The 20,585-nt window shown below is 62.0% G+C and carries 23 protein-coding genes; 17 read left to right on the top strand and 6 right to left on the bottom strand.

Annotated elements, in window-relative coordinates; all coding sequences use genetic code 11:
- Positions 1-17: 17 nt before the first annotated feature.
- The 3 genes from cpaB to IVB22_RS22440 form a co-directional block, all read right to left on the bottom strand.
- The gene (cpaB, locus tag IVB22_RS22450) at positions 18-809 is read right to left on the bottom strand and encodes a Flp pilus assembly protein CpaB (RefSeq protein WP_247519422.1); all 792 of its coding nucleotides are present in this window, start codon (positions 807-809) and stop codon (positions 18-20) included.
- A 126-nt stretch (positions 810-935) separates the two neighbouring features.
- The gene (locus IVB22_RS22445; protein ID WP_247519421.1) at positions 936-1,460 is read right to left on the bottom strand and encodes a prepilin peptidase; all 525 of its coding nucleotides are present in this window, start codon (positions 1,458-1,460) and stop codon (positions 936-938) included.
- Positions 1,461-1,651: 191 nt separating this feature from the next.
- Positions 1,652-1,819: a Flp family type IVb pilin gene (locus IVB22_RS22440; protein ID WP_247519420.1), complete on the bottom strand. Its 168-nt coding sequence runs from the start codon at positions 1,817-1,819 to the stop codon at positions 1,652-1,654.
- A gap of 462 nt (positions 1,820-2,281) precedes the next feature.
- Between IVB22_RS22440 and IVB22_RS22435 the strand changes: the two genes are divergently transcribed.
- The 6 genes from IVB22_RS22435 (at position 2,282) to IVB22_RS22410 (ending at position 7,637) form a co-directional block, all read left to right on the top strand.
- On the top strand, positions 2,282-3,739 hold the full coding sequence (locus IVB22_RS22435; RefSeq protein ID WP_247519419.1) for a hypothetical protein: 1,458 nt from the start codon (positions 2,282-2,284) through the stop codon (positions 3,737-3,739).
- Positions 3,736-4,788: an acyltransferase gene (locus tag IVB22_RS22430; RefSeq protein WP_247519418.1), complete on the top strand. Its 1,053-nt coding sequence runs from the start codon at positions 3,736-3,738 to the stop codon at positions 4,786-4,788. The genes IVB22_RS22435 and IVB22_RS22430 overlap by 4 nt, the downstream gene beginning before the upstream one ends.
- A 58-nt stretch (positions 4,789-4,846) precedes the next feature.
- The gene (locus tag IVB22_RS22425; RefSeq protein WP_247519417.1) at positions 4,847-5,674 is read left to right on the top strand and encodes a sterol desaturase family protein; all 828 of its coding nucleotides are present in this window, start codon (positions 4,847-4,849) and stop codon (positions 5,672-5,674) included.
- A gap of 135 nt (positions 5,675-5,809) precedes the next feature.
- Positions 5,810-6,310, top strand: a complete 501-nt coding sequence (locus IVB22_RS22420; protein ID WP_247519416.1) for a pilus assembly protein N-terminal domain-containing protein — start codon at positions 5,810-5,812, stop codon at positions 6,308-6,310.
- A 179-nt stretch (positions 6,311-6,489) separates the two neighbouring features.
- Positions 6,490-7,044, top strand: a complete 555-nt coding sequence (locus IVB22_RS22415; RefSeq protein ID WP_247519415.1) for a TadE/TadG family type IV pilus assembly protein — start codon at positions 6,490-6,492, stop codon at positions 7,042-7,044.
- Positions 7,045-7,064: 20 nt separating this feature from the next.
- Positions 7,065-7,637: a TadE/TadG family type IV pilus assembly protein gene (locus tag IVB22_RS22410; RefSeq protein WP_247519414.1), complete on the top strand. Its 573-nt coding sequence runs from the start codon at positions 7,065-7,067 to the stop codon at positions 7,635-7,637.
- A gap of 124 nt (positions 7,638-7,761) precedes the next feature.
- Here IVB22_RS22410 and IVB22_RS22405 read toward each other — a convergent pair whose 3' ends face one another.
- From IVB22_RS22405 to IVB22_RS22395, 3 genes are all read right to left on the bottom strand, one after another.
- Positions 7,762-7,974, bottom strand: coding sequence for a cold-shock protein (locus IVB22_RS22405; protein WP_002714433.1), 213 nt, complete (start codon positions 7,972-7,974; stop codon positions 7,762-7,764).
- Positions 7,975-8,245: 271 nt separating this feature from the next.
- Entirely contained in the window at positions 8,246-8,530 is a 285-nt protein-coding gene (infA, locus tag IVB22_RS22400) for a translation initiation factor IF-1 (RefSeq protein WP_247519413.1), read from the bottom strand.
- A 24-nt stretch (positions 8,531-8,554) separates the two neighbouring features.
- Positions 8,555-10,039 carry a DEAD/DEAH box helicase gene (locus tag IVB22_RS22395; protein WP_247519412.1) on the bottom strand — a complete coding sequence of 495 codons (1,485 nt, stop codon included), beginning with the start codon at positions 10,037-10,039 and terminating at the stop codon, positions 8,555-8,557.
- Between the two features lie 597 nt (positions 10,040-10,636).
- Between IVB22_RS22395 and urtA the strand changes: the two genes are divergently transcribed.
- The 11 genes from urtA (at position 10,637) to IVB22_RS22340 (ending at position 20,581) form a co-directional block, all read left to right on the top strand.
- Positions 10,637-11,920 carry an urea ABC transporter substrate-binding protein gene (gene urtA / locus IVB22_RS22390; RefSeq protein ID WP_108514304.1) on the top strand — a complete coding sequence of 428 codons (1,284 nt, stop codon included), beginning with the start codon at positions 10,637-10,639 and terminating at the stop codon, positions 11,918-11,920.
- A 158-nt stretch (positions 11,921-12,078) separates the two neighbouring features.
- Positions 12,079-13,692, top strand: a complete 1,614-nt coding sequence (gene urtB, locus IVB22_RS22385) for an urea ABC transporter permease subunit UrtB (RefSeq protein ID WP_247519411.1) — start codon at positions 12,079-12,081, stop codon at positions 13,690-13,692.
- Positions 13,689-14,855, top strand: coding sequence for an urea ABC transporter permease subunit UrtC (gene urtC, locus IVB22_RS22380; protein ID WP_247519410.1), 1,167 nt, complete (start codon positions 13,689-13,691; stop codon positions 14,853-14,855). Before urtB ends, urtC begins: the two co-directional genes overlap by 4 nt.
- Before the next feature lie 4 nt (positions 14,856-14,859).
- A complete protein-coding gene (gene urtD / locus IVB22_RS22375; protein ID WP_247519409.1) occupies positions 14,860-15,621 on the top strand; it encodes an urea ABC transporter ATP-binding protein UrtD in 762 nt (253 codons plus the stop codon).
- A gap of 160 nt (positions 15,622-15,781) precedes the next feature.
- Positions 15,782-16,477 carry an urea ABC transporter ATP-binding subunit UrtE gene (gene urtE, locus IVB22_RS22370; RefSeq protein ID WP_247519408.1) on the top strand — a complete coding sequence of 232 codons (696 nt, stop codon included), beginning with the start codon at positions 15,782-15,784 and terminating at the stop codon, positions 16,475-16,477.
- A 45-nt stretch (positions 16,478-16,522) separates the two neighbouring features.
- Positions 16,523-17,359 (top strand): urease accessory protein UreD, encoded by an 837-nt coding sequence (locus IVB22_RS22365; RefSeq protein WP_247519407.1) that lies wholly within the window; start codon positions 16,523-16,525, stop codon positions 17,357-17,359.
- A gap of 63 nt (positions 17,360-17,422) precedes the next feature.
- The gene (locus IVB22_RS22360) at positions 17,423-17,725 is read left to right on the top strand and encodes an urease subunit gamma (protein WP_025588283.1); all 303 of its coding nucleotides are present in this window, start codon (positions 17,423-17,425) and stop codon (positions 17,723-17,725) included.
- A gap of 168 nt (positions 17,726-17,893) precedes the next feature.
- Positions 17,894-18,199 carry an urease subunit beta gene (locus tag IVB22_RS22355; protein ID WP_247519406.1) on the top strand — a complete coding sequence of 102 codons (306 nt, stop codon included), beginning with the start codon at positions 17,894-17,896 and terminating at the stop codon, positions 18,197-18,199.
- A complete protein-coding gene (gene ureC, locus IVB22_RS22350; protein WP_247519405.1) occupies positions 18,196-19,911 on the top strand; it encodes an urease subunit alpha in 1,716 nt (571 codons plus the stop codon). Before IVB22_RS22355 ends, ureC begins: the two co-directional genes overlap by 4 nt.
- Before the next feature lie 46 nt (positions 19,912-19,957).
- Entirely contained in the window at positions 19,958-20,257 is a 300-nt protein-coding gene (locus tag IVB22_RS22345; RefSeq protein ID WP_247519404.1) for a putative quinol monooxygenase, read from the top strand.
- Between the two features lie 24 nt (positions 20,258-20,281).
- Positions 20,282-20,581: a putative quinol monooxygenase gene (locus tag IVB22_RS22340; RefSeq protein ID WP_247519403.1), complete on the top strand. Its 300-nt coding sequence runs from the start codon at positions 20,282-20,284 to the stop codon at positions 20,579-20,581.
- Positions 20,582-20,585: the final 4 nt, after the last annotated feature.

Below are 20,585 nucleotides of genomic sequence, written 5' to 3'. Positions count from 1 at the left end.
ATCGTGCGTCCTTTCGGTCACTTCTGCATCGTCTGCTGGCTGGCAACGCCGTAACGGATGACGTTGAGGTTCTCGCCGCGCTTGTTGATTTGTTCGTCAGGCTTCTCGACCGCGTTGATGTCGGCGATGCTGCGCAGCGCCAGCGTCAGCGAGCCGCCCTGGCGCGATCGCGCCAACGTCTCGGCTTGCTCGGGCTTCAGTTCGAGGGTCACCGTCTTGCCGACCAGTGAGTTGGTGCCTTCTTTTTCCTTCGGCGCCTGGTCGATCGCGAGAACGCGAACATTGGTGAGGATGACCTCCGCACTGGAGATGTCCGGGCCTGCCTTGTCCGGATTCTTCTCGCGCTTGGTAAGAAGCACGTCGACGCGGTCGTTCGGCAGGATGAAGCCGCCAGCGCCGGTTTCCGGTGAAATTTCGGTGGAGATGGCCCGGTAGCCGGCGGGCAGGATCGCCGCCATGAAGCCGGAGCCGTCGGCCTTCACCAGCTTCTGTTCTCGAATCGGTTCACCCGCGATGAACGGCGCGCGCGCGATGGAGCCCGTGATCTCCTTGATGGCGTCGGCCTTGCTGGCGCGGCTGATGAAGTTGCTGCTGGCGGTCGCGGCCGGCCAGGTCTGCCATTGCAGGTCGTCCGGCTTGACCGAGCGGCCAAGGCCGATATCCGATTTGGCGACGAGAATATCGACGGTCTGCATCTGCGCAACCGGCTGGGCCGGCGCTGGTTTGTCGCCGGACCCGCTGGCGAGATATGCGGCAATGCCGCCGGCGCCGATGGCGATGGCCAGGACCACAATGCGTGCGGTATTCATACGCTTCACTTTCCACATTACGCCGCGACGCTTCCGCCGCCGTGATGGGAGTTGACCAGCTATTCGTCAAAGCATGGTTAATGAGGCGTGTGTAAATTGCCTTAACGGAAAGTTAGCGGCGCTGGATCAGCGCATGGCGAGTTGAGCGAGGTCTACGGCCTTGATCCATTCGGTTTGCGGATAGATCATCAGTGCGCCGAGTGCGAGCGCGATGCCGTAGGGGATTCCGGTCCGCTTGTCGTGCAGTCGGTTCAGCCAAGCCTGTCCCGCAAGCGGGTAGGGCAGCGGCCATTGCCGGAATTGCAGCAGCAACAGCGTCAGCGCGCCGCCGAACAGCGAGGCATAGACCAGATAATCGAGCAGATGTTCGAAGCCAAACCAGAGCGCCACGCCGGCCGCGACCTTGGCGTCGCCGCCGCCGACCCAGCCCATCGCAAAGCAGGCAAAGGCAACAACGAGGACGGCTGCGCCGGCGCCGATGTGCAAGAGCATGTCGTGCAGGCCCATGCCGCCCAGCAGCGCAAGGACCAGAAAGCCCGCGATCAGCGCCAGCGATATCCGGTTCGAAATCGTCATGGTGAAGAGGTCGCTCGCAGCCACGAACGCCATCAGGGCGGGAAACAGCAGAAGGCGCGCCAGATCGATCATCATGAGAGTGAGAGCCGCAGTGGAAGAGGCTTATGGATCGGAGCGTCGCCACAACCTAGTCGTGATTGGTGAAGAATCTGAAAAGCGGCGCGATCGGAGCAGGCGATTCGAATTGCGGCGCTTGCGGGGTGGGCGCAATTGGCGCGCCGGAAGCAACAAGGGCCCCGGATAGCCCGGGGCCCTTGGCGCAATCTTTACTTCGCCAGTTCGGTCTTGATGTTGCCGAAGTTGGTGGAAAGCTGGGTACCCACGCCCTGCACCGCGGCGATGATCGCGATCGCGATGCCGGCGGCGATCAGGCCGTATTCGATGGCGGTGGCGCCGGACTCATCCTTCACGAAACGCGAAACGAGATTCTTCATAGATGATAACTCCTGTGTACAGGTGGCTGGTCGAACTAAAATTTGGTCTCGCGGCGTTCTCAGCACCGTGACCATGGCGTTACCCTAGGGTGCGACAATTTCGGCGCAGTTAATTCGACTGTGCAAAAATGCTTGGAACTTGCTGTTCTTGAGCAGAGTAAACACCGCATTAAGGTATCCGATAAGATGCAAGCGGGCTGCGGGGGGCCGTTCGTCGCGGTCGCGCGCGGTGTCGATAGACTCCTTTGATTCACGGCTCCTTAAGCGCGAACAGATAGCCCTGAAGTCTCCGATTGAACGGGGCCGTCATGTCTAGTTTGCCAACGGAAGTCATCGAGCTGGTAGGCCAGACGATGGGCAAGGGTCGTTCCGGTCACGATCGCGCTCGCTCTTGTGTTCACGGTGCTCTCTCGCTTGAAGAGGACGGCAATATTCCGTCACCAATCCGGCCGGTAGTTTAGCATGAGCACTGAAGCTGCGGCGATCCAGCGGGAGAAGGCCTTCAGCCTTGCCGACATCCCGGCATGGCTCTGGCTCGGAATTGGCGTCTACGCGCTGCTGCTGATCGGCGGACGGGCGCTTCTGAACGATTCCGATACCTACTGGCAGATCGCCGTAGGCCAGTGGATCCTCGATCACCACGCATTGCCGCGCGTCGACATCTACTCCTTCACCAAGGTGGGCGAGCCCTGGACGTCGTCGTCCTGGCTGGCGCAGGTGCTGTATGCGACGAGCTACAATCTGGCGGGCTGGACCGGGCCGGTGGTTCTCGCCGCGACCTGCATCGCCGCGACCTTCGCCTTGTTCACTCATATTCTCGGCCGCCGTATTCCCACGACCTATGCGGTCGCCGTCGCGATGGTGGTGCTGGCGCTTTCGATGGGGCATTTTCTGGCGCGCCCGCATGTGCTGGTGCTGCCGATCATGCTTGCGTGGGCGAACGGGCTGATATCGGCGAGCGAGCGCGGCCAGGCGCCGTCGCCATGGCTGCTGCCATTGATGGCGGTGTGGGCGAACCTGCACGGCGGATTCGTGTTCGGCCTCGTTCTGGTCGGCGCGTTCGCGCTCGATGCGCTGTGGAATGCCGATCGCGTGCAGCAAAGATCGGTGGCGCTGCGCTGGGTGGCGTTCGGTGTTGGCGCGTTGGTAGCCTGCTGCGCCACGCCTTACGGGTGGGGATCGATCCTTGCCGCACGCAAGATCCTCGATCTCGGCGAACTCCTGCATCTGATCTCTGAATGGATGCCGGCGGATTTCAGCAAATTCAGCGCGTTCGAGATGGCGATCCTCACGCTGACCGCCGGCGCGCTTTACGGCGGCGTCAAGCTCACGCCGCCGCGGATCGCGCTGGTGTTGGGCCTGCTGCACATGGCGCTGTCGCATGTCAGGAATGTCGAGATCTTCGCCCTGCTGCTGCCGATCGTGGTGCTCGCGCCGGTGGCATCGCAGTTCGCGCTGCGGCCGGCATGGGCCGCCCGTACTGGCGTCCCGATGTCCGTGATGGCGGTGGTCCTGGTCCTGCTCGGCGGCTGGACATGGCTGCTGGCGGCCACAACCACTTTTGCACCGCCCGAAAGTCAATCGCCGGCGGCGGCCGTCGATGCGCTGAAGGCGCATAATTCCAAACGGGTTCTCAACGATCTCTCGTTCGGCGGCTATCTGATCTGGCGCCAGACACCCGTGTTCGTCGGCGGGCGCGCCGAGCTCTACGGCGAAGCGTTCGACATGGCCTTTTACCGCGCCATGCAGCTCAAGGACGTCAACCAGTTCCTCCAGCTCCTCGATAAATGGGACATCGACGCCGTGCTGCTAACGCCGTCTACGCCTGCGGTCGGCCTGCTCGATCATATCGGTGGCTGGCGGCGCGCTTACGCTGATGGCAACGCCGTGTTGCACGTCCGTACCGGCCGCACGCCATGACACGGCGCAACCAATCGCTGGATCTTTTGCGCGGCTTGGCCATCCTGCTGGTTGTCCTGGTGCACTGCCAGCAAGAATCCACCGGCGTCGTTCCCGGCCTGAGCTGGTTTGCCAAGGAGTATGGCGAACTCGGCGTGCAGCTCTTCTTCATCGTCAGCGGCTATACGATGATGCTGACGTTCGGCGACAGGCTCGATCTCGCCGCCACCCGCTCGTTCTATCTCCGGCGCGTCTTCCGGATCGCGCCGCTGTTCTGGATCGCCATTGTTTTCTATCTCCTGGTGACGAAGGGCCAGGGCACCAGGAACTTTGCGCCTGACGGCGTCGGTGTAAGCGACGTCCTGCTGACGTTCTTCTTCCTGCACTGGAGCAGCGTCACCGCGTATAATTCGGTCGTTCCCGGCGGCTGGAGCATTGCGGTGGAAATGCAGTTCTATCTGCTGTTTCCGCTTTTGATCTCCCTGTTTCGCCGGTCGGCTAACGGCCCGTTGCTCGTGTATGCGCTGATCGCGCTGGTGAGCGTCATCGGGCAGTTTGCCGCCGACCACTACCTGATCCCGCGGCTGGCCGCGTCGTTGCCCGCCAGCCAGGCGCCTCTGGCTGAAGGCTTCTTCTATTGCTGGCTGCCGCGCCAGGCGATCTGCTTCGGGTTTGGCATTCTGCTGTACGACTATATAGAACTGAAAAACCGGCCGACATTCGGCGCGCTGCTCCTGCTCGGCGCTTCGCTGTCCTCTGCATGGGGTGCCGAAGTCGCGCTGCTGGCTGCGTTCGCATTCGCGGTCCTGATCTCAAACGTCTCGATGTCGTGGGTGGGGCTGTTCGGACGTCACTCCTACGCCATCTATCTCATTCATTTTGTCGTGGCGTTGGCCGTCGCCGCGCTCTTCCCGATGGGCCTCGTGCCACTGTTCGTGCTGGTCTTCGCCGTGTCGCTGGCGCTCAGCTCTTATCTGATAGAGCCTCTGATCGAGCGGCGCTTCAATCGGCTGGGCCACGCGCTGGCGTCGGCTGGCCGCGCCCCGAAGGCCGTCTTGACGACCTCCTGACACCCTTGACGGACGTGCGATCTGGCGGCGAGGCAGGGATTCTGGTACGCCGGTCGAAATGAACCTGCCGACCGAAGTCATCGAAATGCTCGGCCAGACCTTGGCCAAGGTGGTGCCGGTTACGATCGCGCTGGCGCTGGTGTTCTCGGTGCTGGCGCATTTCTGGGCCTGCAACCCCGGCAGGCCCTGGTGGCGCAAGCGCGAGCTCGTCACCGACATCTGCTACTGGTTCCTGGTGCCGCTGTTCGCGCGCGTGTTCCGCATCGGGCTGTTGGTGCTCGGCGCCGCCCTGGTGTTTGGAATTCGCGACGCCGACGAGCTGATAGCCTTCTACGACAACGGCCATGGCCCGCTGTCGAGGCTGCCATTGTGGCTGCAGGCGATCCTGTTCCTGGTCGTGGCTGATTTCATGATGTACTGGCTGCACCGCATGTTCCATGGCGGCGGGTTCTGGAAATACCACGCCATCCATCATTCGTCGGAAGATGTGGACTGGATCTCGGCGGCGCGCTTTCACCCCATTAACCTGCTGTTAGGCACCATCGGCGTCGATGTCGTGCTGCTGATGGCCGGTATTTCGCCGGGCGTGATGCTCTGGCTCGGGCCGTTGAACATCTTCCATTCGGCGTTCGTTCACGCCAACCTCAACTGGACGCTGGGTCCCGTCAAATACGTCGTGGCGACGCCGGTGTTTCACCGCTGGCACCACACCTCCCGCGAAGAGGGCGGCGACACCAATTTCGCGGGCACCTTTCCGCTCTGGGACATCCTGTTCGGGACCTTCCGGATGCCGAAAGGCACGCTGCCGGACCAATATGGCGTGGACGATCAGCCTTCGTTTCCCCGAGAAATCATCGGACAACTGGCCTATCCGTTCCGCAAATAGGCAAACGACGGATTTCTTGCCTCAAAACGGGGCCTATTTGCCCTTTGTTCATGAATTGTCGTCAGATTCACCGTGTCGGGCGCCGGTTCCGCTGCGTATCGCCATTGCCGGCTTGTTGATGCCCCGGGGTAAAGTATGTCGTTCACGTTCCAGCGTATTCGCGCGCACGCGCGTTTTGGATTGTCCCTCGCCGTAGCAATCCTGCTGTGGCCGGCCGTCTGCATGGCTGGGCCCGATCCCGACCGAATCGCCGTCTATGTCGATCAGGCAAAGCTCGTGAAGCTTCCTGCCAAGGTCTCCACCATCGTGGTCGGAAACCCGCTGATCGCGGACGTGACCCTGCAAAGCGGCGGCATCGTCGTCGTCACCGGCAAGGGCTACGGCGCCACCAATTTCATCGCCATGGACCGCAACGGCGAGGTGCTGGTGGACCGCCAGATCCAGGTCGAAGGCCCAACCGATCAGCTCGTCACCGTCTACCGCGGCGTCGAGCGCGAATCCTATAGCTGCATGCCGATCTGTCAGCGCAGGGTCACCCTCGGCGACGGTGACGGCTACTTCAAGACCGCAATCGATCAGGCTGGCTCGCTCTCCAGCCAGGCTGCCGGCTCGGCATCCGGCGGCAAGGCGAACTGACCAGTTGCGCGAGGCTGCCGTCGGCTGCATCTGGCTGATGGCACCGGCGCCGTCTCGCGCCACGGTAAAGACCCGGTTAACGGCGCGGGCCGCTCTGTCTGGAACGGCCGAAACAATTCAATAATCAGTTTCGGATAGGTTTTTGCGGCAATTCCTCCTCGCGCTCTGAGGTTTCTTCGATGCCGCCTTCCACAGCTCCCAAGACCAACATCCTGCGCCGGTTTCGTCGCAACCGAAGGGGCTCTGCCGCCGTCGAGTTCGCGCTGGTTGGGCCGATGTTTTTCGCCGTTCTGTTCGCGATCATCGAACTGGCGCTGGTGTTCTTTTCCACCCAGATCCTCGAGACCGTGACGCAGGATACGGCGCGCCTGATCATGACCGGCCAGGCGCAGAACGCCGAGTATTCCCAGGCGACGTTCAAGGAAAAAGTTTGCGAAAAGCTCAAGCTGATGTTCGATTGCGAAAACGGTGTCTCGATCGACGTGCAGAGCTACAAGGAGTTCTCCGCCGTCGACGTTAAAGACCCGATCGTCTCCGACCCGAAAGACGGGAAGAACGATTTCGTTCCTCCGAACAATTATCTCCCCGGCGGGCCCGGCGACATCGTCGTCGTGCGGCTGTTCTACAAATGGCCGCTGTTCGTTACCGGCCTCGGCTTCAATGTCTCGAATCTCAGGGATAACAAGCGGCTGTTGACCGCGACCGCCGCGTTCCAGAATGAACCTTACAAGTAAGGCCAAGGGCAATGAAATCGATGAGGACAATTTGGCTTCGCATTCGCCGCCGGGCGTTCGAATTGCGTGGCAACAACAGCGGTCTTGCCGCCGTCGAATTTGCCATGATCATCCCGGTCATGGCGGTACTGCTGGTTGGAACCAACGAGTTCTCCGCCGGCGTCGCCATCGACCGCAAGGTGACGATAATGGCGCGCACGCTGTCGGACCTGACGTCCCAGAACACCTCGGTCGACGACGCCAAATTGACCAACTTTTTCAATGCCGGCAAGGCGATCATGACGCCATATTCGTCGACGCCGGTGAAGGGCAAGATCTCGGAACTCTATATCAATCCCACCACGCTGAAGGCGCGGGTGCAGTGGAGCCAGGGTTTTGAGGCGCATTCGCCGGGCGACATCATCGAGATCCCGGAGGCGCTCAAGATCGGCGGCACCTACCTGATTTTCAGCGAGGTCAAGTATAAATTCGTGCCCAGCGTAGCCTGGTTCATCAACAAGGAGGATGGCATCACGCTGAGCGACGTCAGCTACACCCGTCCGCGCCAGGGGCTTTGCGTGAACTACAAAACGGAGGTCTGCGAAACGAAGTGAGACGGCCGCGGCCTGATCGAACGCAAAGAAGAATGATCGCAAAGAAAAAGGCCGCGCCATGGGCGCGGCCTTTCGCTTTATTCAGAGGCAATTTTCCATGGCGCGCGCGCCCTGGAAAATCGCTTTATCCGGCGGCGCGCAGATTGTCGGCCGAAGATTTGCCAGAGCGGCGATCTGCTACGATTTCGTAGGAGATCTTCTGGCCTTCACGCAACGTTCCAAGGCCGGCACGCTCGACAGCGCTGATGTGCACGAACACGTCATTGCCGCCATCATCCGGCTGGATGAAGCCATAGCCCTTGGTTGCGTTAAACCACTTCACGGTTCCCATGCTCACGGGGGTAGTCCCTTCTCAGATATACAAGTCGTAGCCCACCCTTCGATGGGCTGGTGAGATCGAATTTTTGGAAGGGTCGTCAGCGTCTAAACCGGCTGTACCGGTGGATAGCTAATGTCGTCCGGCCGAAAATCGATGGCTAATATTATTCGATAGTAGTGGTCAAAACAATCCTGACGTGCACGATTTTTTGATTCGGCCGGCCAGCCGGTCGCGACCGCGCACGATATGGACGTATCGGGCGCGTTTTCGGCAGGCGTTAGTGACGCGTTTACCGGCGGCGGAACTGGCCGCCACGCGGTGGTCCGCTACGCGGGGCTCCGGTATTGGGACGCTCGTCCTTGTGACGGAAGATCAGGCGGCCCTTCTCCAGATCGTAGGGCGACATTTCGATCGTGACCCGATCGCCTGCCAGCGTCTTGATCCGGTTCTTCTTCATCTTGCCGGCGGTGTAGGCAACAATCTCGTGTCCGGCATCGAGCTGCACGCGGTAGCGCGCGTCGGGGAGGATTTCGGTCACCAGTCCTTCGAACTGGATCAGCTCTTCTTTAGCCATAGTGGTCTCCAGGTCGATCGAGGCTTAGCGCTGCGGTCGGTGGGTACGGTTGGGTTGAGTATTCGGACGGCTCTCGCGATGCAAGAAGGCGACGCCCTGAATGCCCTCACTTTTCCCGCCTTGGCTCTTGCCGGCCTGCTGCGCCGGACGCGGCTGTTCGTGCCGGCTCGGCTGCGGTGCGGCATTCTTACCACCACCGCGGCGGGGACGGCGAGGGCCTTTTGATCCCGGTGCCGCTTCATGTCCCCGGGATTCGTGACCTCGGGATTCATGTCCCCTGGAGTCCTGGGATCTGGCGGTGTGGGCGCGCGGTGCGGACCGTCCGCCCCGGTGTTGTGCAGGGCGCTGCGAGGGGGCTGGCGCGGCGTCGCGGCTGCCCGGCGTACGCTGGTCTTCCCGCGGCAACGTGATACGGATCAGCCGCTCGATATCGCGCAGATAGCCCATCTCCTCGGCGCCTGCGATCAGCGAGATCGCAACGCCTTCGGCGCCGGCGCGCGCGGTGCGGCCGATGCGGTGGACATAGGTTTCCGGGATGTTGGGCAGATCGAAATTCACCACATGGCTGATGCCGTCGACATCGATGCCGCGGGCGGCAATGTCGGTCGCCACCAGCGTGCGGATCTCGCCGGTGCGGAACGCGGCCAGCACGCGCTCGCGGTGGTTCTGCGACTTGTTGCCGTGAATGGCGTTGGCTGAAATGCCGGCCTTTTCGAGCGTCTTCACCACCTTATCGGCGCCGTGCTTGGTGCGGGTAAAGATCAGCGCGCGGTCAACCGGTTCCTGCTTCAGAAGCTGCGCCAGCACGCCCGATTTGGCCGAGAAATCGACCTGGATGATGCGCTGGGTGATGCGCTCGACCGTCGAGGCCACCGGCGTCACCGCCACACGGGCGGGGTCGCGCAGCATGGCTTCGGCGAGTTCGGCGATGTCCTTCGGCATGGTGGCCGAGAAGAACAGCGTTTGCCGCTTGATCGGCAGCTTGCCGACGATTTTGCGGATGTCGTTGATGAAGCCCATGTCGAGCATGCGGTCGGCTTCGTCGAGCACGAGGAATTCGACCTGGCCAAGCTTCAGCCCGTTGCTCTGGACGAGATCGAGCAGGCGGCCGGGGGTCGCGACCATGACTTCGACGCCCTGCATCACCGAGCGGACCTGGCGGCCCATCGGCACGCCGCCGATCGCCAGCGCCGAACTCAGGCGGATGTGGCGGCCATAGGCGTTGAAGCTGTCGAGGATCTGACCCGACAATTCTCGGGTGGGCGAGAGCACCAGCACGCGGCAGGTCTTGGGCTGCGGCCGGATGCGGTTTTCCAGAATGCGGTGCAGGATCGGCAGCGCAAAGGCTGCGGTCTTGCCGGTGCCGGTCTGGGCGATGCCGACGACGTCACGGCCGGTCATTGCGAGAGGGATGGTCTGAGCCTGGATGGGCGTGGGCGTGTGGTAATTTTCTTCCTTGAGTGCACGCGAGATGGGATCGGCGAGGCCGAAATCCTGAAAGGAGGTCAAAAGAGGGTTCTTTCCATTAAAAAAGGCAGGCACCCGGCCTTCATGGCCAGGAGCGCGCGAGTGTGTCTGAGACACCCGCGTGTTTGGGGCGTCGGTTGTGCTAGCTGAAAAGGGGCAAGCCAGAAACCGTTGAACGGGCTCAGAACACGCGGCTCGCAAGGACCTGATGATTCTCTAGGTCACGCAGTTCATATGGAGCACCCGCGCGGCGCTTTCAAGGTGAATTCCGCGCATGTCGTCCGTGCGGTTAAGGAAACACCGCCAGCTAGGCCGAACTGTTGCGCCCGTTAGAAATCCAAACGACCAAAAATCGTGCAAGAAATTTAGCCAAATTGCGCCATTTGCACAAAAAATAGATAGTTTGCCGCCAAAGCATACATTTCCGCAGTCTAAAAAATAAGCAGCTTTGCCGCCGCGGATTTCCGCGCGCTCGGGATTCGAAAGCGATTATATGGGCTTATCCCGTTTTCAGCCGATGGCATGGTTCTTGCGATTCCGTTAACGCAGGCGGCCGTGGGGCCGTTCGCAGCGCGTTTAACGTCTGCGTCAGGGAGATGACACCTCATGCTTACTCAATTGACTCACGATATAACGACGATGAGCCGTCGTCGCTGGCTGGCGGCGACCGCCGGCCTGGTTTTGGGCCTGGCCGCATTTTCAAACGCCAAGGCGCAGGAGACCATCAAGGTCGGCGTCCTGCACTCGCTCTCCGGCACCATGGCCATCAGCGAAACCACGCTGAAGGATACTGTTCTCTTCCTGATCGACGAGCAGAACAAGAAGGGCGGCGTGCTCGGCAAGAAGCTCGAGGCTGTCGTCGTCGACCCGGCGTCGAACTGGCCGCTGTTTGCGGAAAAGGCGCGCGAGCTGATCACCAAGGACAAGGTCTCGGTCGTATTCGGCTGCTGGACCTCGGTGTCGCGCAAGTCCGTGCTGCCGGTATTCAAGGAGCTGAACTCGATCCTGTTCTACCCCGTGCAGTACGAGGGTGAGGAGAGCGAGCGCAACGTGTTCTACACGGGTGCTGCGCCGAACCAGCAGGCGATCCCCGCGGTCGATTACCTGATGAAGGACGAGAAGGTGAAGCGCTGGGTGCTGGCCGGCACCGACTACGTCTATCCGCGCACCACCAACAAGATCCTCGAAGCCTACTTGAAGTCGAAGGGCGTCAAGCAGGAAGACATCATGATCAACTACACGCCGTTCGGTCATAGTGACTGGCAGACGATCGTGGCCGACATCAAGAAGTTCGGCTCGGCCGGCAAGAAGACCGCCGTGGTCTCCACCATCAACGGCGACGCCAACGTTCCCTTCTACAAGGAGCTCGGCAACCAGGGCATCAAGGCGACCGACATTCCGGTTGTCGCGTTCTCGGTCGGTGAAGAAGAACTCGCCGGCATCGACACCAAGCCGCTGCTCGGCCATCTCGCCGCCTGGAACTACTTTCAGTCGATCAAGGACCCGGCCAACGAGAAGTTCATCAAGGCCTGGCAGGCCTACACCAAGAATCCGAAGCGCGTGACCAACGATCCGATGGAAGCGCACGTCATCGGCTTCGACATGTGGGTCAAGGCGGTCGAGAAGGTGAAGTCGACCGATCCGGACAAGGTGATCGACGCGCTGCCCGGCATCGAAGCCAAGAACCTGACCGGCGGCACCTCCAAGATGCTGCCGAACCATCACATCACCAAGCCGGTGTTCATTGGCGAAATCAAAGCCAACGGCCAGTTCGACGTGGTGTGGAAGACCCCGGGCCTGGTGGCCGGCGACGCATGGTCGAAGGAGCTCGACGGCTCCAAGGACCTGATCGGCGACTGGGTCGGCAAGAAGTGCGGCAACTACAACACCAAGACCAACAAGTGCGGGGGTCAGGGCTCCTGATCTCGATCTGATCCGACAGGATCATGATCTCGATCTGATCCGACAGGATCGTGGTCTGTCTGAGTTGCAAGAATAAACTTCCAAGAGAACTACCAAGAGAGACCGGAGAAGGCGGCGGTGCCGCCGCCTTCTCCCCACACTCCTGCCGGGGTCGTATTGTGCCTGCCAATTTCCTCCACCGTATTCGCGCGGTTCTGCTCGCAATCCTCCTGACTGCAACTTTCGCCGTGCCGGCGCTGGCGGGGCCGTTCGAGGATGCGGTCGCCAAATTCGCCAATGACGATTTTTCCGACACCGACGAGGCGATCGGCGCGGTTGCGACGTCGGGCAATCCGCTAGCCTTTCCCATCATCAGCGCGCTGCAGGAAGGCCGGCTGTCGGCCGATCCGGATACCAAGAAGGTTTTCGTAACGGGAAGCGACGGCAAGATCATCGATGCCGCCACCGGCGCCGCCGTCGACAAGCTGCCGGACAATGCCGCCGCCGTCCGCCTCAACAACCGCCTACGCCGCGCCGTGGAGGCCGCGCTCGGTGGCCTGACGCTGCTGTCGCCCGATCCTGCCAAGCGGATCGCGGCCGCGCAATCGGTCTTCAAGAGCCACGAGGAGAGCGCGCTTGCGGTCATCGACGACGCGCTCGCCAAGGAAACCAACAAGGGTGCCAAGGCGGCCTTCACCGAGGCCCGCGCTGCGATCCTGCTCTACAAGCCTGACGCGACCGAGGTGGAAAAGCTCGAAGCCGTCGCCGTCGTCAAGGCGCGCGGCGACCAGGAAGCGATGGCGCTATTGACCGGACTGAGCGGCGACGTGCCGCCCAATGTCGCGCGCGCCGCCGCCAGCGCGATCACCTCGATCCAGAGCAATCTGGCGATGTGGTCGATGGTGCAGAACGCCTGGTACGGCCTGTCGCTCGGCTCGGTGCTGCTGCTCGCCGCGATCGGGCTGGCGATAACCTTCGGCGTCATGGGCGTCATCAACATGGCCCATGGCGAGATGGTGATGATCGGCGCCTACACCACCTTCGTGGTGCAGGAAGTCATTCGCACGCGCTATCCGGGCCTGTTCGACTATTCGCTGCTGATCGCGGTGCCGCTGGCTTTCCTGGTTGCGGGGGCCATCGGTGTCCTGATCGAGCGCGGCATCATCCGCTTTCTCTATGGCCGCCCGCTGGAAACGCTGCTCGCGACCTGGGGCCTGTCGCTGGTGCTGCAGCAGGCCGTGCGCACGATGTTCGGCCCGACCAACCGCGAGGTCGGCAATCCATCCTGGATGAGCGGCGCGTTCGAACTCGGGCAGATCACCATCACCTATAACCGGCTCTGGATCCTCTGCTTCACGCTGGCCGTCTTCGTCATCCTGCTCGCCATGCTGCGCTACACGGCGCTCGGGCTCGAGATGCGTGCGGTCACTCAAAATCGCCGCATGGCGGCTTCGATGGGCATAGCCACCTCGCGCGTCGACGCGCTCACCTTCGGCCTAGGCTCGGGCATCGCCGGGATTGCCGGCGTGGCGCTGTCGCAGATCGACAATGTCAGCCCCAATCTCGGCCAGAGCTACATCATCGACAGCTTCATGGTCGTCGTGTTCGGCGGTGTCGGCAATCTCTGGGGCACGCTGGTCGGCGCCTTCACGCTCGGCATCGCCAACAAGTTCCTGGAGCCGGTGGCAGGCGCTGTCCTCGGCAAGATCGCCATTCTGGTGCTGATCATCCTGTTCATCCAGAAACGGCCGCGCGGGCTGTTCGCGCTCAAGGGCCGGGCGGTGGAAGCATGACGCCGCACGTGCTGACGCGCTCGCTCGATCGCAGCGCCACCATCTTCCTCGTCGTCGTCGCCGGCCTCGGCGTGCTGATCCCGCTGTCGAACCTGCTGTTGCCGGCGGGTTCGATGTTCCAGGTGCCGACTTATCTGGTCGCGCTGTTCGGAAAATACGCCTGTTACGCTATCCTCGCGCTCTCGATCGACCTGATCTGGGGCTACTGCGGCATTCTCTCGCTCGGCCATGGCGCGTTCTTCGCGCTCGGTGGCTACGCGATGGGCATGTACCTGATGCGCCAGATCGGCAGCCGCGGCGTCTACGGCAATCCGATATTGCCCGACTTCATGGTGTTCCTGAATTATCCAAGCCTGCCGTGGTACTGGTACGGGTTCGACATGTTCTGGTTCGCGGCCTTGATGGTGCTGGTGGTGCCGGGCCTGCTGGCGTTCTGCTTCGGCTGGCTGGCGTTCCGCTCCCGCGTTACCGGCGTCTACCTCTCCATCATCACGCAAGCGATGACTTACGCGTTGCTGCTCGCGTTCTTCCGCAACGATTTCGGTTTCGGCGGCAACAACGGCCTGACCGACTTCAAGGACATCCTCGGCTTCAACGTGCAGGCCGACGGCACCCGCGCCGCGTTGTTCGCGCTGAGTTGCCTCGCGCTGATCGTCACTTTCCTGATTTGCCGTGCGGTGGTTACCTCGAAACTTGGTAAGGTCCTGATTGCGATCCGTGACGCCGAATCCCGCACGCGCTTCCTCGGCTATCGCGTGGAGTCCTACAAGCTGTTCGTGTTCACGCTGTCGGCCTGCATGGCCGGTGTTGCCGGCGCGCTCTATGTTCCGCAGGTCGGCATCATCAACCCATCCGAATTCGCGCCGGGCAATTCCATCGAGGCGGTGATCTGGGTCGCCGTCGGCGGCCGCGGCACTCTGGTGGGCGCGGCACTTGGCGCGGTCGTCGTCAACTACGCAAAAACCTACTTCACGTCGGGCCCGCTGGCGCCGTACTGGCTGTTCATGCTGGGCGCGCTGTTCATCCTGGTGACGCTGCTGCTGCCGAAGGGCATCGTCGGTACCTTCAGTGCCTGGCGCGCGTCGCGCAAGGAAACACAACGGGCCAATGCCGAAAGCGCCGATCTCGAAGACGGCGTCGGCGAACCGAAGCCGGCGGAGTGAACGCATGAGTGTCATGGAGGGAAGGACCACTTCCGCGCTGCTCTATCTCGACGGCGTGCACGTCTCGTTCGACGGCTTTCACGCCATCAACAATCTGTCACTGACGCTCGAGCCTGGCGAGATGCGCGCCATCATCGGCCCGAACGGCGCCGGCAAAACCACGATGATGGACATCATCACCGGCAAGACCAAGCCGGACGAGGGCACGGTGCTGTTCGACGGCATGACCGACCTGACGCGGCTCGACGAAACCCGCATCGCCGAACTCGGCATCGGCCGCAAGTTCCAGAAGCCGACGGTGTTCGAGAGCCAGACCATCGAGGACAATCTGCTGCTGGCGCTCAATGTCGATCACAGCGTCAAGGGCACGCTGTTTTGGCGCGGCAGCAGGGACGAAGCCGAGCGGATCGACCGCGTGCTGGAAACCATCCGCCTGAGGGATGCGCGCAACAGATTGGCAGGGAGCCTGTCGCACGGCCAGAAGCAATGGCTCGAGATCGGCATGCTGCTGGCGCAGGATCCGAAACTTCTGCTGGTCGACGAGCCGGTCGCCGGGATGACCGACGTCGAGACGCATCAGACCGCGGAACTGCTCAAGGAAATCAACAAGGAAAAGACGGTCATGGTCGTCGAGCACGACATGACCTTCGTCCGCGAACTCGGCGTCAAGGTCACCTGCCTGCATGAAGGCACGGTGCTGGCGGAGGGGACCATCGATCAGGTCTCCTCGAACGAGCGGGTGATCGAAGTGTATCTGGGAAGATAGGCGTGGAAGCAAATATTCAGTTTCATGTCCCGGGCACAGCGCAGCATGAGCGCAGCGAAATGGTGCGCTGTAGAACCGGGACCCGTTCTGGATCCCGCATCTGCGGTGCATCACTGCGTGCTGCACCGCGCGCGGGACACGAGATGGGAAGGCCGAGGGCATGCTGAAGGTCGACAATATCAGCCTTTACTACGGCGCAGCCCAAGCCCTGCGCGGCGTCTCGCTGTCCGCCGAGCCGGGCAAGGTTACTTGCGTGCTCGGCCGCAACGGCGTCGGCAAGACCTCGTTGCTGCGTGCCATGGTCGGCCAATACCCGATCGCGGGTGGGTCGATCACGCTCGATGGCAGCGACATCACCGGCCTGAAACCTTACGAGCGCGCACGGCGCGGCATCGGCTTCGTGCCGCAGGGCCGCGAGATTTTTCCGCTGTTGACGGTGGAAGAAAATCTCAAGACCGGTTTCGGCCCGCTCAAGCGCGAGGATCGCCATATCCCCGACGACGTGTTCTCGCTGTTTCCGGTGCTGAACACGATGCTGGGCCGGCGCGGCGGCGACCTCTCCGGCGGGCAACAACAACAATTGGCGATCGGCCGCGCGCTGGTGATGCGGCCGAAATTGCTGCTGCTCGACGAGCCGACCGAAGGCATCCAGCCCTCGATCATCAAGGACATCGGCCGCGCCATCACCTATCTGCGCAGCCTCGGCAACATGGCGATCGTGCTGGTCGAACAATATCTCGACTTTGCCTGCGAGCTCGGCGACAATTTTGCGGTCATGGACCGCGGCGCGGTGAAATATGCCTGCGACCGCGCCAACCTCGATCCCGCCGAGATCAGCCGCCAGATGGCGCTGTAACGTCGCTGGTTCGATTGCGGCTCCATAACGCGGTTTGGGGGACGGATGCGGACCGATATAGCGCACGGCGCTTCAGCAACATTCGCGGCCAACCGCGCCCAGGGCGCGGTGCGGTTCGGCGTGCATCTCAAGAATGGGGTCACGCGCCGCGGGGATCTGCATGAATCCGGCTCGCTGCGCGTGCGCTTTCCCTCGCCCGAAGCGGAAGGGCTGTCGGGCGTGTTCGTCAACACCGCCGGCGGCATCGCCGGCGGCGACCGCTTCGACATCGACATCGCGGCAGGCGAGGGATCACGGCTGACGCTCACGACGGCGGCTGCCGAGAAGGTCTATCGCGCGCCGGGTGCGGCTGCCCAGCTCAGCATCACTCTGAAGGCGGAGGCAGGCTCGCACCTCGCCTGGTTGCCGCAGGAGACCATCCTGTTCGATCGGGCTCGAATTGTCAGGCGCATCGACATCGACCTGGCCGAAGACGCTTCGCTTCTGCTCTGCGAAATCGTGGTGTTCGGCCGCGCGGCGATGGGCGAAAAGATGCTGCACGGCGAGTTCGTCGATCGCTGGCGCCTGCGCCGTGGCGGCCGACTGGTATTCGCGGAGACTGTCCGGCTCGACGGCGACATCGGCGAAAAGCTGGCGCGACCTGCCATCGCCAAAGGCGGCGTTGCCATCGGCACCGCGCTGATCGTGCCCGGCGACGAGGCCGTGGTCGAGCGCATCCGCGAAGCATCGGAAACGTTCGGCGGCGAGGTCGGCATCTCCTGCTGGAATGGATTTGCAATGGCGCGCTTCTGTGCCCAAGATGCGGCCCGGCTCCGCGCCGATATGATGGCCGTGCTTGGCCGCGCCAGCGGCGTGGCGCTGCCAAGACTTTGGCTTAACTAATAAAGGCTTTGGCTAAATTAGAGGCTTTGGATCAACTAGGTCTACAATCACCCGAGTGCTCGCATGAATCTGTCTCCCCGCGAAAAGGACAAGCTCTTGATCTCGATGGCGGCCATGGTGGCACGCCGCAGGCTGGAGCGCGGCGTCAAGCTCAACCATCCGGAGGCGATCGCCATCATCTCCGACTTCATCGTCGAGGGTGCGCGCGACGGCCGCACTGTCGCCGAGCTGATGCAATCGGGCGCGCAGGTCATCACCCGCGCGCAATGCATGGACGGCATCCCGGAGATGATCCACGACATCCAGGTCGAGGCGACATTTCCCGACGGGACAAAACTCGTCACCGTGCATGAGCCGATCAGGTGAGACGCGCCGATCTATCAACGTCGTCATGCTCGGGCTCGTCCCGGGCATCCACGTCCTTTGGACGGGGCGGTTAGGCGTGGATGGCCGGGCAAAGGCGAGCGAAAGCGACGCCGTCCTTCAGACGGCTATGCCCGGCCATGACGCAGCAGAGCAATACGAGGTACCAAGATGATCCCCGGCGAACTCTTCATCAAGGACGGCGAGATCGAACTCAATGCCGGCCGCAAGACGGTGACACTCACCGTCGCCAACACCGGCGACCGCCCGATCCAGGTCGGCTCGCACTACCATTTCTTCGAAACCAACCCGGCCTTGAAATTCGATCGTAGAAAAGCCCGTGGCATGCGGCTCGACATCGCCGCCGGCACCGCGGTGCGCTTCGAGCCCGGCCAGACCCGCGATGTGCAACTCGTCGCACTCGCCGGCAAGCGTGTCATCTACGGCTTCCGCGGCGACGTGCAGGGGAAACTATGAGCGTCAAAATCAAACGTTCCGTCTATGCCGACATGTTCGGGCCTACCACCGGCGACAAGGTGCGGTTGGCCGATACTGATCTCATCATCGAGGTCGAAAAGGATTTCACCACCTATGGCGAGGAGGTGAAGTTCGGCGGCGGCAAGGTGATCCGCGACGGCATGGGGCAGTCGCAGGTCACCAACCGGCAGGGCGCCGCCGATACCGTCATCACCAATGCGCTGATCGTCGATCACTGGGGCATCGTGAAGGCCGACGTCGCGATCAAGGAAGGCATGATCGCTGCGATCGGCAAGGCCGGTAATCCCGACATTCAGCCCGGCGTCACCATCGTGATCGGCCCGGGCACCGACATCATCGCGGGCGAGGGAAAGATCCTCACCGCCGGCGGATTCGACAGCCACATCCATTTCATCTGCCCGCAGCAGATCGAGCACGCGCTGATGTCTGGCGTCACCTCGATGCTGGGCGGCGGCACCGGTCCCTCGCACGGCACGTTTGCGACGACCTGCACGCCCGGGCCGTGGCACATGGGGCGGATGATCCAGTCGTTCGACGCCTTCCCGGTCAATCTCGGTATTTCGGGCAAGGGCAACGCGGCGCGCCCCGCCGCGCTGGTCGAGATGATCAAGGGCGGCGCCTGCGCGTTGAAGCTGCACGAGGATTGGGGCACCACGCCGGCCGCAATCGACAACTGCCTCGCCGTCGCCGACGATTACGACGTCCAGGTGATGCTGCATTCGGATACACTGAACGAGTCAGGTTTCGTCGAGGACACCGTGAAGGCGTTCAAGGGCCGCACCATCCATGCCTTCCACACCGAGGGCGCCGGCGGCGGCCATGCGCCTGATATCATCAAGATCGCCGGCTTGAAGAACGTGCTGCCGTCCTCGACCAACCCGACGCGCCCCTTCACGCGCAACACCATCGACGAGCATCTGGACATGCTGATGGTGTGCCACCATCTCGATCCCTCGATTGCCGAAGACCTTGCGTTCGCTGAAAGCCGCATCCGCAAGGAAACGATCGCCGCGGAAGACATTTTGCACGATCTCGGCGCGCTCTCGATGATGTCGTCGGACTCGCAGGCGATGGGGCGGCTCGGTGAAGTCATCATCCGCACCTGGCAGACCGCCGACAAGATGAAAAAACAACGCGGCGCGTTACCGGAGGACAAGGGTAACGACAACGACAATTTCCGCGTCAAACGCTACATTTCGAAATACACAATCAACCCGTCGATCGCACATGGCGTGTCGAAACTGATCGGCTCGGTGGAGAAGGGCAAGCTCGCCGATCTCGTGCTGTGGTCGCCGGCCTTCTTTGGCGTCAAGCCGGATTGCATCATCAAGGGCGGCTCGATCGTGGCGGCGCCGATGGGCGACCCGAATGCGTCGATCCCGACGCCGCAGCCCGTGCATTACCAGCCGATGTTCGCCGCCTACGGCAAGTCGCTGACGGCATCTTCCGTGGTGTTCACCTCGAAAGCCGCGATTACGGGCGGGCTGGCGCGCAAGCTCGGCATCGAAAAGAAGCTTTACCCTGTGAAAAACACTCGCGGCGGCATCTCCAAGAAGAGCATGATCCATAACGGCGCTACCCCTGCTATCGAGGTCGATTCCGAGACCTATGAGGTGCGCGCAGACGGCGAGCTTCTGACATGCGCGCCGGCCGAGGTTCTGCCCATGGCGCAGAGGTATTTCATGTTCTAATGTCGGTCCCGGAACAGTATCCAGAACAAAAGTCCGGGAGGATCGAGTGATTTACGTCGTTGCCACGCTGACCGTGAAACCTGAAACGCGTGCCGAATTCATTGCGGCGGCCACCGCCTGCATCAAGGAAACAAGGAAAGAGCCGGGTAACATCGCCTACGACCTGCACGAGAGCGTCACCGATCCCTCGAAAATGGTGTTCGTCGAGCAGTGGGAAAATGCCGAAGCGCTGGTGCCGCATCGCGGTGCCGAGCACATGAAGACCTTCGGCCGCGTCGCCGTGAAATGCATGTCGGCACCGCCGAAGATCGAAGTGATCACACCGGAAAAGGTCGACGTCCGCTAACAAGAAAAGCAAGGGATAAAACTCATGATCTACGTCATCGCCACCACGCCGATGAAGCCGGAAAACAAGGACGACTTCATCAAGGGACACAAGGCCTGTACCGCCGAAACGCTCAAGGAGAAGGGCTGCATCTCCTATGAAGGCCATGTCAGCGTGAACAATCCCAATCTGTATGTGGTGGTCGAGCGTTGGGAGACCCGCGACGACCTCAATGCGCATGGCCGTGCGCCGCATATGAAGGTGTGGCGGGAGTATTCCTCGCAGATGAAGACGGCGCCGACGGTGATCGAAATCATCAGCGACGGCAAGGTGGAGAAGTTCTGACGTG

Source organism: Bradyrhizobium sp. 190, from assembly GCF_023073415.1.
In the GTDB taxonomy this organism is placed as follows: Bacteria; Pseudomonadota; Alphaproteobacteria; order Rhizobiales; family Xanthobacteraceae; genus Bradyrhizobium.
Note: the sequence above shows the minus strand (reverse complement) of the source record. Positions and strands in the feature narration are given on the sequence as shown.

What these genes read in the sequence shown, in the direction of transcription:
- IVB22_RS22360 (WP_025588283.1), top strand. Translation starts at nt 17,423, where the DNA reads ATGAATCTGTCTCCCCGCGAAAAGGACAAGCTCTTGATCTCGATGGCG.
- IVB22_RS22355 (WP_247519406.1), top strand. Translation starts at nt 17,894, where the DNA reads ATGATCCCCGGCGAACTCTTCATCAAGGACGGCGAGATCGAACTCAAT.
- infA (WP_247519413.1), bottom strand. Translation starts at nt 8,530, where the DNA reads ATGGCTAAAGAAGAGCTGATCCAGTTCGAAGGACTGGTGACCGAAATC.
- urtD (WP_247519409.1), top strand. Translation starts at nt 14,860, where the DNA reads ATGAGTGTCATGGAGGGAAGGACCACTTCCGCGCTGCTCTATCTCGAC.
- cpaB (WP_247519422.1), bottom strand. Translation starts at nt 809, where the DNA reads ATGAATACCGCACGCATTGTGGTCCTGGCCATCGCCATCGGCGCCGGC.
- IVB22_RS22420 (WP_247519416.1), top strand. Translation starts at nt 5,810, where the DNA reads ATGTCGTTCACGTTCCAGCGTATTCGCGCGCACGCGCGTTTTGGATTG.
- IVB22_RS22365 (WP_247519407.1), top strand. Translation starts at nt 16,523, where the DNA reads ATGCGGACCGATATAGCGCACGGCGCTTCAGCAACATTCGCGGCCAAC.
- urtC (WP_247519410.1), top strand. Translation starts at nt 13,689, where the DNA reads ATGACGCCGCACGTGCTGACGCGCTCGCTCGATCGCAGCGCCACCATC.
- IVB22_RS22430 (WP_247519418.1), top strand. Translation starts at nt 3,736, where the DNA reads ATGACACGGCGCAACCAATCGCTGGATCTTTTGCGCGGCTTGGCCATC.
- ureC (WP_247519405.1), top strand. Translation starts at nt 18,196, where the DNA reads ATGAGCGTCAAAATCAAACGTTCCGTCTATGCCGACATGTTCGGGCCT.
- urtA (WP_108514304.1), top strand. Translation starts at nt 10,637, where the DNA reads ATGAGCCGTCGTCGCTGGCTGGCGGCGACCGCCGGCCTGGTTTTGGGC.
- IVB22_RS22440 (WP_247519420.1), bottom strand. Translation starts at nt 1,819, where the DNA reads ATGAAGAATCTCGTTTCGCGTTTCGTGAAGGATGAGTCCGGCGCCACC.
- urtE (WP_247519408.1), top strand. Translation starts at nt 15,782, where the DNA reads ATGCTGAAGGTCGACAATATCAGCCTTTACTACGGCGCAGCCCAAGCC.
- IVB22_RS22410 (WP_247519414.1), top strand. Translation starts at nt 7,065, where the DNA reads ATGAGGACAATTTGGCTTCGCATTCGCCGCCGGGCGTTCGAATTGCGT.
- IVB22_RS22340 (WP_247519403.1), top strand. Translation starts at nt 20,282, where the DNA reads ATGATCTACGTCATCGCCACCACGCCGATGAAGCCGGAAAACAAGGAC.
- IVB22_RS22415 (WP_247519415.1), top strand. Translation starts at nt 6,490, where the DNA reads ATGCCGCCTTCCACAGCTCCCAAGACCAACATCCTGCGCCGGTTTCGT.
- IVB22_RS22445 (WP_247519421.1), bottom strand. Translation starts at nt 1,460, where the DNA reads ATGATGATCGATCTGGCGCGCCTTCTGCTGTTTCCCGCCCTGATGGCG.
- IVB22_RS22425 (WP_247519417.1), top strand. Translation starts at nt 4,847, where the DNA reads ATGAACCTGCCGACCGAAGTCATCGAAATGCTCGGCCAGACCTTGGCC.
- IVB22_RS22435 (WP_247519419.1), top strand. Translation starts at nt 2,282, where the DNA reads ATGAGCACTGAAGCTGCGGCGATCCAGCGGGAGAAGGCCTTCAGCCTT.